This window comes from Acinetobacter sp. CIP 101934 (genome assembly GCF_000369585.1).
GTDB classification, from domain to species: Bacteria; Pseudomonadota; Gammaproteobacteria; order Pseudomonadales; family Moraxellaceae; genus Acinetobacter; species Acinetobacter schindleri.
This window is the reverse complement of the sequence record NZ_KB850094.1, coordinates 163,795-177,746: the sequence shown is the minus strand read 5'-3', so window position 1 is coordinate 177,746 and position 13,952 is coordinate 163,795. Positions and strand designations below refer to the sequence as shown.

At 45.0% G+C, this 13,952-nt stretch carries 12 protein-coding genes; 6 read left to right on the top strand and 6 right to left on the bottom strand.

Going from position 1 to position 13,952, the window contains the following annotated elements:
- Positions 1-90: 90 nt before the first annotated feature.
- Positions 91-1,038 (bottom strand): CDF family Co(II)/Ni(II) efflux transporter DmeF, encoded by a 948-nt coding sequence (dmeF, locus tag F899_RS01345; RefSeq protein ID WP_004897470.1) that lies wholly within the window; start codon positions 1,036-1,038, stop codon positions 91-93.
- Between the two features lie 56 nt (positions 1,039-1,094).
- On the opposite strand from dmeF, the gene F899_RS01340 reads away from it, so the two are divergent.
- Both F899_RS01340 and F899_RS01335 read left to right on the top strand, forming a co-directional pair.
- Positions 1,095-1,361 (top strand): metal/formaldehyde-sensitive transcriptional repressor, encoded by a 267-nt coding sequence (locus F899_RS01340; RefSeq protein ID WP_004813991.1) that lies wholly within the window; start codon positions 1,095-1,097, stop codon positions 1,359-1,361.
- 175 nt (positions 1,362-1,536) lie between these two features.
- Positions 1,537-2,682, top strand: coding sequence for an MFS transporter (locus F899_RS01335; RefSeq protein ID WP_034429865.1), 1,146 nt, complete (start codon positions 1,537-1,539; stop codon positions 2,680-2,682).
- A 42-nt stretch (positions 2,683-2,724) separates the two neighbouring features.
- On the opposite strand, the gene mnmE is transcribed toward F899_RS01335, so the two are convergent.
- The 5 genes from mnmE to rpmH form a co-directional block, all read right to left on the bottom strand.
- Complete coding sequence (gene mnmE / locus F899_RS01330) at positions 2,725-4,083, bottom strand: tRNA uridine-5-carboxymethylaminomethyl(34) synthesis GTPase MnmE (protein ID WP_004897464.1); 1,359 nt, start codon at positions 4,081-4,083, stop codon at positions 2,725-2,727.
- A gap of 93 nt (positions 4,084-4,176) precedes the next feature.
- Positions 4,177-5,940, bottom strand: a complete 1,764-nt coding sequence (gene yidC, locus F899_RS01325) for a membrane protein insertase YidC (RefSeq protein ID WP_004814010.1) — start codon at positions 5,938-5,940, stop codon at positions 4,177-4,179.
- A 5-nt stretch (positions 5,941-5,945) separates the two neighbouring features.
- Entirely contained in the window at positions 5,946-6,266 is a 321-nt protein-coding gene (gene yidD / locus F899_RS15295) for a membrane protein insertion efficiency factor YidD (protein WP_004814012.1), read from the bottom strand.
- A 9-nt stretch (positions 6,267-6,275) separates the two neighbouring features.
- Positions 6,276-6,668: a ribonuclease P protein component gene (gene rnpA / locus F899_RS01320; RefSeq protein ID WP_004897461.1), complete on the bottom strand. Its 393-nt coding sequence runs from the start codon at positions 6,666-6,668 to the stop codon at positions 6,276-6,278.
- A 29-nt stretch (positions 6,669-6,697) separates the two neighbouring features.
- Entirely contained in the window at positions 6,698-6,832 is a 135-nt protein-coding gene (gene rpmH / locus F899_RS01315) for a 50S ribosomal protein L34 (protein WP_000831329.1), read from the bottom strand.
- A gap of 661 nt (positions 6,833-7,493) precedes the next feature.
- Between rpmH and dnaA the strand changes: the two genes are divergently transcribed.
- The 4 genes from dnaA to gyrB all read left to right on the top strand — a co-directional run bounded on the left by dnaA (position 7,494) and on the right by gyrB (position 13,768).
- Complete coding sequence (gene dnaA / locus F899_RS01310) at positions 7,494-8,876, top strand: chromosomal replication initiator protein DnaA (protein WP_004897458.1); 1,383 nt, start codon at positions 7,494-7,496, stop codon at positions 8,874-8,876.
- A 109-nt stretch (positions 8,877-8,985) separates the two neighbouring features.
- Positions 8,986-10,134 (top strand): DNA polymerase III subunit beta, encoded by a 1,149-nt coding sequence (gene dnaN / locus F899_RS01305; protein ID WP_004814015.1) that lies wholly within the window; start codon positions 8,986-8,988, stop codon positions 10,132-10,134.
- Positions 10,135-10,161: 27 nt separating this feature from the next.
- Positions 10,162-11,244 carry a DNA replication/repair protein RecF gene (recF, locus tag F899_RS01300; protein WP_005220464.1) on the top strand — a complete coding sequence of 361 codons (1,083 nt, stop codon included), beginning with the start codon at positions 10,162-10,164 and terminating at the stop codon, positions 11,242-11,244.
- Between the two features lie 55 nt (positions 11,245-11,299).
- Positions 11,300-13,768, top strand: a complete 2,469-nt coding sequence (gyrB, locus tag F899_RS01295; protein WP_004814017.1) for a DNA topoisomerase (ATP-hydrolyzing) subunit B — start codon at positions 11,300-11,302, stop codon at positions 13,766-13,768.
- The last annotated feature ends 184 nt before the right edge of the window (positions 13,769-13,952 follow it).

The window sequence follows — 13,952 nt, the reverse complement described above, 5'->3', positions numbered from 1 at the left end:
TGATTCTATGCGTTTCATGCAGAAAAATCAGATGATTTATGTACTGTCACGGTTCAATATTCTTGATGTTTCACGTGGAACATAAACTGCTCATGAAACAGAGGTAACCGGATTAATCTCTACAGAAATATGCACGATTTCTTCGTGAATAGAAATAGCGTCGCGTACCTGATCAGGGCTTAAATCTAGCGTAGTCTCCAGCGCTATAAAACAGGAAAACTTGCCTTTCCCAACGCGGGAAACATGCAGGTCAGACAGTTTTACTAAAGGACCAAATTCTGCGATAACTTCCCGGATTTCATCTACCACCGGTGCATCCATATCGGCATCCAGCAGGGTTTTGGCAGTCTGTTTCAATAACCCAATAGACCAGCGTGCGACCAGAACTGAGCCAACAATCCCGAGCACAGCATCCAGAATATCCCAGCCGAAATACTTACCGGCAAGCAGGGCTATGATGGCAAAGACTGAAGTCAGGGCATCTGCTACTACATGCATAAATGCTGCCTGATGATTCAGATCACGCTGATGGTCAGAATGGCGATGATGATGCTCATGATCGTGGTGATGCCCATGAGCATGTTCGTGTCCACCATCATGCAGCAACCAAGCACAGACCAGATTAATAAATAAACCTAAAATCGCAATAGGAATGGCTTCGTTATAGTGAATCTCTACCGGAGCAAACAGGCGTTCAATCGAATGGAAAGCCATAAAGCCCGCAATCACCAATAGCATGATGGCACTACTATAACCTGCCAGAATTTCAATACGCCAAGTCCCCATATTAAAGCGAGGATCATCGGCATAATGACGTGCTGCTTTGTAGGCGGCAAAGGCAAGTCCCAAGGCCAGGACATGGGAACTCATATGCCAGCCATCTGCCAGCAAGGCCATGGATTGAAAGACCCAGCCACCCATAATCTCAAATACCATCATCACGGCAGTCAGGATTGTGGCGAGCAGTATCTTCTTCTGTGCCAGTGGATTGCCTTGATCAAACTGATGGTTGTGCTGTGGAGCGGTATTGTTTTGCATTTGAGTGGTCTTATTTATATACTCCCCCTTAGTATATTTATTTTTGGAGACTTGTGGTGAGTCATTTGCATGAAGATAAAAAAATATTAAATCGTGTACGGCGTTTAAAAGGTCAGATTCATGCGGTAGAAGCCTCACTGACACAACAAGAACCCAGCTGTATTGATGTGCTACAACAGGTCGCTGCCATTAAGGGGGCGGTGAATGGTCTGATGAATGAACTGATTGAGGAGCACCTTAGAGAGCATGTAATCAAAGATCCAGAAGCTGTCAATGAACAGGATCTTCAGGAATTTTTAAAATTGCTCAAGCGTTATGGATGATTTTTTCTGCTGAATATTTTCGTTTTGTTTACAGCAAGATAATTGACCGCTTTTTCATCTAACCGATACACTGCTTTCCATTCAAATTTTTATTCAACATCATTTTTCTGGAAGCGTGATGTTGAACTTCTATGGCAGCAGCATGACAATAAATACCACATGGCGACCATTCGCCATGGTCAGCCTTACATTGATTATGGGGACTATCGGCACGGCACTGGCCAGTCCGCTTTACCCTATTTATCAACAGGTTTGGCATCTATCTCCAAGCCAGATTACTTATATTTTTGTCGCCTATATGTTTGGCTGTCTAGGCACTCTGTTGTTTCTGGGACGAACCAGTAACAGTATTGGTTTTTTAAGAACCTTACAAATCGGCTTGGTATTTATCAGTCTAGGCTTAATCATTTCCGTCTTTGCAGACAATGCACTGACTTTATCAGTGGGGCGTTTCATTATCGGCATTGCCTCAGGTCTCATGACCACTTCTGCCATGATTGGCATGATGCAAACCATTCCAGAGAGTCATAAGCAGTTTGCGCCACAACTGGTATCGATTCTGACTGCAGTTGGCTTTGGTTTGGGTCCGTTGGTCGGCGGAATTATTGCGCAGTTTTCTCAGACGCCACTGATCACTCCATATCTACCTATTATTTGGGGAGCAGTACTGTGTTTTATTGGCTTGTTCTGGTTAAAAGTGCCAGCATTTGAACGTCAGCCCTTTAGTATTGCACCGAAATTACTGCGTCCTGAGCCTCAATATCATGCTTTGTTTATGATCGTGGGTTTGACCGCATTTTGTGCCTTTGCTGCCTTTAGTTTATTTGCCTCACTGTCACCCTCTTTTGTGCAGGATATTCTGCCTTGGCATGGGCCTCTAGTCAGTGGTACCGCCATCACCTGCATTTTGCTGATTTCTGCCATAGTGCAGTTCTTTGCTAAAGCGGTTGCTGCAAAGAAATGTCTGAATATTGGCTTGATCATTATGTTTGCGAGTCTGATAAGTCTTGCACTGTGTATGCTCCTCAAAACGAGCATTTTATTTTTTGTCAGTGATATTCTGTTTGGAATTGGACATGGTTTTGCCTTGATGGGCGCATTTGGTGTGATTCATGCGATCACAACCTTACAGAATCGGGCCGCAGTCATGTCGACCTATCTGTTTATGGGTTATTTAGGCACGATTGTGCCGATTATTGCAGTGGGTTATCTGGCCGATCATTTTGGCTTGGGTTTTGCTGTTATCAGCTTCTGTGCGGTGATTAGTATTTTATGTGTAGTTCTCTGGGTATCACATCAGAAACTGCATGTAAAAGCCTGATAAACAAGCCCTCTATGGAGGGCTTTTTATATATCTTGAAGATTATTTTCCAATACAGAACGATCCAAAGATCTTACCCAGCAAATCATCCGCACTAAAGTCACCGGTAATCTCGCCCAGTGCGTTCTGTGCCAGACGTAAAGACTCTGCGACCAGTTCACCTGCGTTATAAACAACAAGTTGTTCACGGGCTTCAGCCAAATACATCTGAGTGCGCTTCATTGCGTCTAAATGGCGGGTACGGGCAATAAAGGTATCTTCTTCAGGCTGGAAGCCTGCATGCGCTGTAATTGCCTCTATGAGCGCTTGCACACCGGTTTCCTGCTTGGCTGAGACAGTGATATGACGGAAACCCTGAAAATCGCCAATGATAGCTTCGGCACCGGTCAAATCTGCTTTATTACCAATCAGCATCAGGCGTTTCGGTTCAATATGTTCAGCAAAATATTCCTGTGCCAGTTGTAATGGATCATCACCCTGACTCAGGTCATAGACCAGCAACAGCAGATCCGCCTGTTCAATTTCCTTGATTGCACGACGAATCCCTTCTTTTTCCACGATATCACCCGTTTCACGCAGACCGGCAGTATCAGTCAGGGTAATTGGCAAACCATTTAAGGTAATTTTCTCATGCAAAACGTCACGTGTCGTACCCGCAATATCGGTCACAATGGCGCGTTCAATCCCGGCCAAAGCATTTAGCAATGACGATTTACCGGCATTAGGTTTACCGGCAATGACCACCTGCAAACCTTCACGTAGAAGCTGGCCCTGACGCGCAGATTGCTGTACTTGAGTGATTGCACTGGATACGCCATCCAGCAGATTTAGAATCTTGCCATCCGCTAGAAAATCAATTTCTTCTTCCGGGAAATCAATTGCGGCTTCTACATGCAGACGCAAATGAATCAGCTGCTCAAGTACGGCATTCACCTTGGTTGAAAATGCACCTTGCAGAGAACGTACTGCCGAACGTGCAGCCGCTTGCGATGTCGCATCAATCAGGTCAGCAATGGCTTCAGCCTGGACCAGATCCAGCTTGCCATTTTCAAAGGCACGCATGGAGAATTCACCCGCTTTGGCTGCTATTGCCCCAAGTTCCAGCAAACGTGCCAGCAGGGCATTCTGAATCACCGGACCACCATGGCCTTGCAATTCAACCACATCTTCGCCCGTGAAAGAATTTGGATTCGGAAAGCAGATCGCTAAACCTTCATCCATGACTTCACCTGCCGCATCATAAAACTGGCGAAAACCGGCAAATCGGGCTTTAGGCAATTCTTTTTGAGTTAGCGCCTGGGCAATTGCATAAGATTTTGGACCAGACAGGCGGATCACCCCAACGCCGCCACGTCCCGGTGGTGTCGCAATCGCAGCAATCGTAGTGGTTGGGTTGAGCATAAAATTCACCTGCAGAAGAACAAAAAGTACAGCCAAAAAAAATCCGCCTAAGATTACCATCTTAAGCGGATTTATTCAGCCCGTCAGTTCAACTTAGTTGACTGGCTTTGCCTCATCACGTTGTGCACGATCTTTGGCAACAGACTTGTTGATCAAGCTTTGCTGCAGGATGGTAATCAGGTTGTTGACAATCCAGTACAGCACCAGACCAGCCGGGAAGAACAGTAAGAATACTGTAAAGATCACTGGCATGATCTTGAACACTTTCGCCTGCATTGGATCAGTCGGTTGTGGGTTCAACGACTGCTGGATATACATGGTTGCACCCATCAGCAATGGCAGGATGAACCAAGGATCCATTGAAGATAAATCCTGAATCCACAGCATCCATGGTGCATGACGCAGTTCCACAGATTCCATCAGTACCCAGTACAATGCCAGGAAGATTGGCATTTGCAGCAAGAGCGGTAAACAGCCGGCAAGTGGATTTACCTGCTCGCGTTTGTACAGTGCCATCATCTCTTGAGAGAAGCGCATACGGTCTTCACCGAACTCTTCTTTCATACGCTGCATTTCTGGCGCAATCACACGCATTTTCGCCATAGAGCGGTAACTCTTCGACGACAATGGCCACAGGATCAGTTTTACCAGAATAGTCAACAGAATGATCGCCCAGCCCCAGTTACCTACCAGGCCATGGAAAAATTCCAGACCAACAAATAGTAGTTTGGCAATCGGCCATAACCAGCCATAATCTACAGTCTGGTTCAGACCTGTTGCCAGATCTTTGAGCTCTGACTGGATTTTTGGACCAGAATAGAAGGTCGCATCAATTTCAGCCACAGTACCGGCAGGTACATTGAAGGTCGGAGAGGTAAAGCCAATGATATTCATGTTATCAGTTGACTTACGTGATTCCAGCTTCGCCGTATAGGCCTCGCCATTGCCCTGTGTCAGTTTCAGGTTACCTGGTACCCATGCACTGACAAAGTAGTGCTGCACCATTGCAACCCAGCCGCCTTTGGCTTCAGTGCTGAGTTTTTCTTCAACAAAGTTGTCAAATTTCAACTTGTTGTAATGCTCATCCGGGGTACCCCAAGCGCCACCTAAGAAAGTACCTAAAGTAAAGATACCTTGATCAGATTTGCCTGGATCCTCAGAATTGTCACGCTTGATCTGGCCAAACATTTGACCTTGCCAAGCCTGTCCACTGCGGTTGATAACCTTGTGGTTCACGACAACTGGATATTCACCTTCAGTAAAATTGAAGGTTTTGATGACTTCTACACCATCTGCCGTCTTGAATACCATTGGTACAGACAGAACTTTTACATTCTCGCCATCTTTATTTTTGACTGCCTTGGCATCTGCCAGGGTATAAGCAGTTTTTTCTAGCTCATAGCTTGGACGGCCGTTACGGCTGCTGTCCGGTCCATTTAGACCAATTAAACCTGACTGCGCGACATAAGTACGTTTCGCATCGCTTTCCAGCATGACGAAAGGTTCATCGCTGTCTTTGTTTTTGTCATGATTGAGTAATTCAACACGAACAATATCACCACCTTTAGGATTAATCCAAAGATGATAAAGGTCAGTTTGTACTGAAATAAGCTGCTGACTTACAGGTGCTGTAGCATCCGTGGCTTGCTGCGCTGGAACATTTGCTTGTGGCACATCAGAAGCGGCGGTAGCCGTCTGAGCATTTGGCAAATCTGCTGACACTTCTTGCGACACAACTGCAGTTTCCTGCTGAGGTTGAGTTTCCGCATTTCCATAATCTTTTTGCCACGCCAAAATGAGCAAATATGCGACAACAAACATAGCCCCGAGAATTGCAATCCTGGCCCATTGTTGCATATGTATTACCCCAAGTGGTGAGAGTGATTTTGGTTCAATAAACGATCACGAAAGGGTACAGCAACGTGAAGCGTTTGAGAATCTATTTGCTGAAATGAAATAAAACGAATCGCTTTCGGAGGAACAGGATCGTATCCTGAGCCACCCCACGGATGACAACGGCAAATACGTTTAGTAGCCAGCCACACACCACGCACAGCTCCATGTGTATGGACTGCTTCCAAGGAATATTGAGAACATGTTGGAAGATAACGACAGCGTGGTCCAAGTAAAGGACTAATCGCAATCTGATAGAAACGTATTAACCAATGCAGTAAACGTACCATTGGCCATCTCTACTTTTGTGGGGAGGGAGCTATTTTTGTATGCTTTTTGGCAAGACGGTTGAGTTTCTGCCAAGCAAATTGTAGTTGCTGGTGCAATTCTGCATTCGGGACTGTATCAATACCAGCTTTTGGCATCACCACAATATCCAGATCGCTGAGCTGCTGTTGATGCAGGCGAAAACTTTCGCGAGCAAGACGTTTTACTCGATTTCGTTCATGCGCACGGCGCACTTTTTTCTTGGCAACAACTAAACCCAAACGGCTATTTGGCAGTTCGGACGGTTTTGCAAGAAATAAGAAATGGGGTTGATGCACTTTTAAAAGCGCACCATCAAAGACACCTTTATAATCGGCAGCACAGCGTAATCGTAACTCTGTGCCAAAACCATAAAGTGTTGTCATATCACCCAAAGTCGGCGAAGCCTAACTGATTAAACAGTTAAGCTGTGACGACCTTTTGCACGACGGCGAGCTAGAACTTGACGACCAGCTTTAGTAGCCATACGAGCACGGAAACCATGAACGCGTTTACGCTTTAATTCAGATGGTTGGAATGTACGTTTCATGTCGAAACTCCAAAAATGATCTTTCTATGAAGGTCCGCGATTTTAGTGCTCATTGCTTGAGCTGTCAATGCAAAAGCATATTTCTTTTCAAATTAGTCTAGGGATTGGCTTGCCTGATACTTTTCAAATTGTGTAGTCAAAGAGTGAATAAAATAGTTAACCACAATATAAATAATTGTTTTAATATTATATTTTAGTTATTAACATCTATATCAACAGATTTATCCACAATACTATACACAATTCAAATTTAGATTCTCGTTTTGAATTTAAATTTAAACCATGTGTTGGTTATCCACAGAAAGTCTGGATCTTATAAATAAATTCAAATTTATAAATTTAAATTTATTACTATTAGGAAGCTGTTTTTCTGTGGAAAATGCATTTTTAATTTTAATAAACATAATCTTATATTGTGGATAAAACTGTTTCTATAATTTTTATACTTTGTGGATAACTTTATGCTATATTTTATCCACAGCTTGCGGATAAACTTATCCACACCAGGTTTTAAATTTAAATTTATGCATGAAAAGCGCTTTTTTGAACGATTTATGCTGAATATTTCATGACAGATGTGGATAACTTGGTTAGAATGGCGACCCGCTTTCAGGTGCGGCAATGGCTTTTGAATAAACAATGGAATGAATAGGGGATTCACATGCTTTGGACAGACTGCTTAAATCGCTTGCGACAAGAGCTCTCTGGAAATGTCTTTACAATGTGGATACGCCCACTGGTTGCAGAGGAACTGGACGATACTCTTCGTCTTTATGCACCGAACCCTTACTGGACGCGCTACATTCAAGAACATCATCTGGAGCTGATCTCGATTCTGGCGGAACAGTTATCTGAAGGCCGTATCCGTAAAGTCGAAATTCTGGTGGATTCCCGTCCTGGTGCGATTTTATCTGCCAGTGAACAGCCAGCAACTACCACGGCTGCTTTAGAAACACAGCCAGTGAGTACGCCTGCGCCTCGCCCACGTAAAGAAAAAGAAGAATCGGTTAAAAATAGCCGCAAGCGTCAGCTAAATCCCTTATTCACTTTTTCTCTATTTGTGGAAGGCCGCTCGAATCAGATGGCCGCAGAAACCTGCCGTAAGGTACTGACCCAGCTCGGTGCATCTCAACATAACCCATTATTTTTGTATGGCCCGACCGGTCTGGGTAAAACCCACTTGATGCAGGCTGTTGGTAATGCATTATTGCAAGCCAAGCCGAATGCCCGCGTGATGTATATGACCGCAGAAAGCTTTGTGCAGGACTTTGTCAGCTCGCTGCAGCAGGGCAAGGTTGAAGAATTTAAGAAAAACTGTCGTTCTCTGGATTTATTACTGGTCGATGATATTCATTTATTGGCGGGTAAAGAGGCCAGTCTGGTTGAGTTCTTCTATACTTTTAACGCACTGTTGGATGAATCGAAACAGATCATCTTGACCTCGGATCGTTATCCGAAAGAATTGACTGAACTGGATCCACGTCTGGTTTCACGTTTCTCCTGGGGCTTGTCGGTAGGGGTTGAGCCGCCCGATATTGAAACCCGTATTGAAATTTTACTTAAAAAAGCCGAAAGCAATGAAGTGGACCTGCCACGTAACTGCGCACTGTTTATTGCACAACAAGTGGTTGCGAATGTGCGTGAGCTTGAAGGTGCACTAAACAAAGTGGTGGCGATTTCCCGCTTTAAAGGCACACCGATTGATCTGGATGTAGTGCGTGAATCCTTAAAAGATGTTTTGGCGATTCGCGCCCGCACCATCAGTACTGAAAATATTCAGCGTGTGGTCAGTGAATATTTCCGTATTCCGCTGAAAGAACTGGTCGGTCCGAAACGTACCCGTATTTATGCACGTCCGCGTCAGCTTGCAATGGGTCTGGCACGTGAATTGACCGGAGACAGTTTCCCGGAAATTGGCATGGCATTTGGGGGTCGTGACCACAGTACCGTGATGCACGCCTGTGAAAAAGTATTGAGTCTGCGTGAGGAAGATCCGATCTTCAACGAGGACTATAAAAACCTGCAGCGCCTGCTGCAAAGCTAAGCCAAAACGCTCAAATTCTGCGCTTGCTATGCGGCTTTTTTTGCCGCATAGTACAGTGCTAAATAATTAACTTTTCCATATTAATCTTCAGTTTTCAGAGGAATGTACCGTGCGTTTAAAAATCGCGAAAGAGAGCTTACTGAATGTTCTATCACATGTCGTAGGAGCGGTTGAACGTCGCCATACCTTAAACATTCTGTCTAACCTGAAAATTCAAGTGACAGCTCAAGCATTAACGGTGACTGGTTCAGATCTTGAGGTAGAACTGGTAGCAAGTATGCCTCTGAATGAAGGTGCATGTTTGCAAGCCGGTGAAACCACGGTTCCTGCACGTAAGCTGATTGATATCTGTAAATCTTTGCCATCAGCTGCGTTGGTAGATCTGCAAATTACTGAAGATCAGCGCTGTATTTTGAAGTCTGGAAACAGCCGTTTTGTGCTCGGTACCTTGCCTGCTGAAGACTATCCATTGCTGTCGACTGAAAACAGTCAGGGCACCCAGGTAACTGTGACCCAGCGTGAACTAAAACGCCTGTTTGAAAAAACTGCGTTTGCGATGGCGGTACAGGATGTACGTTTCTACCTGACCGGTACATTACTGGAGATTGATGCCAACCAGCTGCGTGCAGTAACCACTGATGGTCATCGTCTGGCGCTGTGTGAAACAGCTGCGCAATCAACTGCAGCTCAGCCAATTCAGGCGATTGTGCCGCGTAAGGCAGTAGGTGAATTACAGCGTTTGCTTAGTGTTGAAGATGATCAGTTATCATTGCTGATTGGTCGTGAATTGCTAAATGTAACTATCACTGTTGCAAACCGTGATAAGGAGCAGGGGGATACTACAGTACGTTTCACCACGAAACTGATTGACGGTAAATTCCCTGACTATCGTCGTGTGATTCCACGTGGTGGTGACAAGCACGTAATCATCGCACATGACGTATTTAAGCAATCTCTGCAACGTGTTGCGATTTTGAGTAATGAGAAACTGCGTGGTGTATTCCTGAACTTTAATGCGGATTCACTGCAACTGCGTGCCAATAACCCGGAGCAGGATGAAGCGATTGAAGATCTGGCCATTCAGTATGCAGATGCACCAATGGAAATGTCTTTCAATGCGCAATATTTGCTAGAAGTCTTGGGTGTGCTGGACGGTGATGATGTCTCCATGAGCATGACCGAAGCAAACCAGTCGGTGTTGGTTCAGGATCCTGCACATACTGATCAAACTTATGTGGTCATGCCGATGCGCGTTTAAGCGGCAGCATCCAGGCACAAGCTAATCATGCATATTACGCGTTTGCATATAGAGCGTGTACGAAACTTAAAAACGGTTGCTCTCCAGGGATTGCAGCCGTTTAACGTTTTTTATGGCCAGAATGGTTCAGGCAAGACTTCTATTCTGGAAGCCATTCATCTGCTGGCCACAGGGCGTTCTTTTCGTACCCATATTCCTAAAAATTACATTCAACACAGCGCTTCGGATGCGATCGTGTTTGCCCAGTCTGATACCGAAAAAGTTGGTATGCAGAAAATGGCCAGTGGTGAGCAGCTGATCAAGGTAAATGGTGATCTGGTGGCGACCCAGGGGCAGCTGGCCAAACTGCTACCTTTGCAGCTGATTGATCCACAAAGCACCGATATTATCGATCATGGTGCCAAGCCACGCCGACAGTTATTGGACTGGTTAATGTTCCACGTGGAACCAGAGTTCTATCATGCCTGGCAATATTATTCGCGTGCCTTGAAGCAGCGCAACAGCTTGCTAAAGTCTAGGCGCTACCTCAGTCTGTCAGAGCTGGAACCGTGGAACCAGATGCTCAGTCAATATGGTGAGATTCTGCATTCACAACGGGTCGGTATTGTCGAGCAATGGAAAGTTTTCTTTGAAGAAGACCTGAAACATTTGCTGCCAGATCTTACGATTAGCCTGGATTATAGTCCCGGTTTTCATACTGAAACTGGCCTGCTCAATGACCTGACCAATCATCATGAGCGGGACATTGAAAGACGCTATACAGAATACGGCCCACATCGCGCAGATTTGCGTCTGAAGACCCCTCTGGGAGATGCAGATGTGATCCTGTCTCGTGGACAGAAAAAGCTGCTGCTGATGGCGTTAAAACTGTCGCAAATTGCAATGCTACATTCTTGTAATAAGGAAACTGTGGTATTATTAGATGATCTGACAGCAGAATTAGATTTAACCGCACAACAACGTTTAATTGAGCGATTGAGCCAACTTGGTAGTCAAGTTTTTATTACCACTTTAGACCACGAATCAGTACAAAAGCATTTACATGATTTGTCTATCTCATATCAGTTATTCAATGTTGAAAACGGTATCGTTCAGGTTGTTGTGCAATAGTATTTTAAAGTTTTACCCATCTTTGGATAGACCTATTTTTCACTAGGGAGAAACCATGAGTTCAGAAGATCAAGCTGCTTCTCAACCAGAACAAACCATTGAAAAGGCTTATGATTCCTCTAGCATCAAGGTATTACGTGGTTTAGACGCTGTGCGTAAGCGTCCAGGCATGTACATTGGTGATACAGACGACGGTACAGGCTTACACCACATGGTTTTCGAGGTGGTCGACAACTCGATTGACGAGGCGCTGGCAGGTCACTGTGATGAAATTTTAGTGACTATTCATGAAGATGAATCGGTGTCAGTCTCAGATAACGGCCGTGGTATTCCAACTGATATTCACCCTGAAGAAGGTGTGTCTGCAGCAGAAGTAATTCTGACTATTCTGCATGCCGGCGGTAAGTTTGATGACAACAGCTATAAGGTCTCTGGTGGTCTGCACGGGGTAGGTGTTTCGGTTGTAAATGCCCTGTCAGAAAAACTGGAACTGACCATTCATCGTGCTGGTCATATTCACCAACAGGAATACCGTCATGGCGATTCACAGTACCCGTTAAAAGTCATCGGTGATACAGACCGAACCGGTACCCGTGTACGTTTCTGGCCAAGTGCTGAAACCTTCAGCCAAACCATCTTCAATGTCGATATTCTGGCGCGCCGTTTACGTGAACTGTCGTTCCTGAATGCCGGTGTGCGTATCGTACTGCGTGATGAACGCATTAATGCGGAATATGTATTTGATTATGAAGGTGGTCTGTCTGAATTTGTGAAATATATCAATGAGGGCAAAACTCACCTGAATGATATCTTCCATTTTACTACCATGGCGGAGAACGGGATTGGGGTAGAAGTGGCATTACAATGGAATGATTCTTATCAGGAAAACGTACGCTGCTTTACCAACAACATCCCGCAAAAGGATGGTGGTACGCATTTAGCCGGTTTCCGTGCTGCACTGACCCGTGGTTTAAATAACTACATGGATAGTGAAAATATTCTTAAAAAAGAAAAAGTTGCAGTATCTGGTGATGATGCACGTGAAGGCTTGACTGCGATTGTATCGGTGAAAGTGCCTGATCCGAAATTCTCATCACAGACCAAAGAAAAGCTGGTGTCGAGCGAAGTAAAAACTGCGGTCGAACAGGCCATGAATAAGTCATTCTCTGAGTACCTATTAGAGAACCCGCAAGCAGCGAAATCAATCGCGGGTAAAATCATAGATGCCGCACGTGCCCGGGATGCAGCGCGTAAAGCACGTGAAATGACACGTCGTAAGAGTGCGTTAGACATTGCCGGTCTTCCAGGTAAACTGGCAGACTGTCAGGAAAAAGATCCAGCATTGTCTGAACTATACCTGGTCGAGGGCGACTCGGCGGGTGGTTCTGCGAAACAGGGCCGTAACCGTAAGATGCAGGCAATCTTGCCACTGAAAGGTAAAATCCTGAACGTGGAACGTGCACGTTTCGACCGTATGATTTCATCGGCTGAAGTGGGGACGCTGATTACTGCACTGGGCTGTGGTATTGGCCGTGAAGAATACAACCCGGACAAGTTGCGTTATCACAAAATTATTATCATGACTGATGCTGATGTGGATGGTTCACACATCCGTACCTTGCTGTTGACTTTCTTCTTCCGTCAAATGCCGGAGCTGGTAGAGCGTGGTCATATTTATATTGCACAGCCACCGCTGTACAAGCTGAAAAAAGGCAAGCAGGAACAGTACATCAAGGATAATGATGCACTGGAAACTTACCTGATTTCGAATGCGATTGATGAACTTGAACTGCATATCAGTGCGGATGCACCTGCTATTCGTGGTGATGCACTGGCAAATGTGATTGCGGATTACCAGACCTCGCAAAAAAGCTTGAATCGTTTAACCCTGCGTTATCCTGCAACATTGCTGGATGGTTTATTGGCACTTGAAGCATTTAAACTGGATCAGGCAACTGATCTGGATTATGTGGAAAACTGGGCAATGCAGTTGCGTCAACACATCGAAGACAAGCAACCAAGCCTGCGTCCTGAGCTGGGTATTGAAACCTTCGAGAAGGAAGATGCAGAAGGCAACAAGTCTGTGACTTATCTGCCACGTATCACGATTTATATCCATAACCTGCCACATGTTTATCTGCTTGATTCAGGTCTGTTGGGTTCAAGTGAATATGCACGTTTATTGAAGAACTCGAAGAGCTGGTTTACGTTACTTGAAGAGGGTGCTTACCTGCAAAAAGGTGAGCGCAAGATTCTAGTGAATAGCTTCCATGAAGTATGGCAGCACATCCTGCAAGACTCACGTCGCGGCATGATGATCCAGCGTTATAAAGGTCTGGGTGAGATGAATGCGGATCAGCTGTGGGAAACCACTATGGATCCAGAAAACCGTAATATGCTACAGGTGACGGTACAGGATGCGATTGAAGCAGATCGTATGTTCTCTTGCTTGATGGGTGACGACGTAGAACCACGCCGTGCCTTCATTGAAGAGAATGCTCTGAACGCAGATATCGATGCATAACTGATACACAATACACTTAAAAAAGCACCTTTCGGGGTGCTTTTTTTATGATCAATTTATGCTAATGTCATTTTAACTGGTTAGTATATTCAGCAGCTGATCAGTGATTCTGGCACCCTATCTGGTGATTTTTTTTATTCGCAGTATTTGTCTGATCTGGGCCAGCCTATAGCAATAAAGAGGT

Excerpts from the sequence above, each read along its gene's own strand:
- yidC (WP_004814010.1), bottom strand. The coding sequence starts at position 5,940 with ATGCAACAATGGGCCAGGATTGCAATTCTCGGGGCTATGTTTGTTGTC.
- dmeF (WP_004897470.1), bottom strand. The coding sequence starts at position 1,038 with ATGCAAAACAATACCGCTCCACAGCACAACCATCAGTTTGATCAAGGC.
- rnpA (WP_004897461.1), bottom strand. The coding sequence starts at position 6,668 with ATGACAACACTTTATGGTTTTGGCACAGAGTTACGATTACGCTGTGCT.
- yidD (WP_004814012.1), bottom strand. The coding sequence starts at position 6,266 with ATGGTACGTTTACTGCATTGGTTAATACGTTTCTATCAGATTGCGATT.
- F899_RS01335 (WP_034429865.1), top strand. The coding sequence starts at position 1,537 with ATGGTCAGCCTTACATTGATTATGGGGACTATCGGCACGGCACTGGCC.
- rpmH (WP_000831329.1), bottom strand. The coding sequence starts at position 6,832 with ATGAAACGTACATTCCAACCATCTGAATTAAAGCGTAAACGCGTTCAT.
- dnaA (WP_004897458.1), top strand. The coding sequence starts at position 7,494 with ATGCTTTGGACAGACTGCTTAAATCGCTTGCGACAAGAGCTCTCTGGA.
- gyrB (WP_004814017.1), top strand. The coding sequence starts at position 11,300 with ATGAGTTCAGAAGATCAAGCTGCTTCTCAACCAGAACAAACCATTGAA.
- recF (WP_005220464.1), top strand. The coding sequence starts at position 10,162 with ATGCATATTACGCGTTTGCATATAGAGCGTGTACGAAACTTAAAAACG.
- mnmE (WP_004897464.1), bottom strand. The coding sequence starts at position 4,083 with ATGCTCAACCCAACCACTACGATTGCTGCGATTGCGACACCACCGGGA.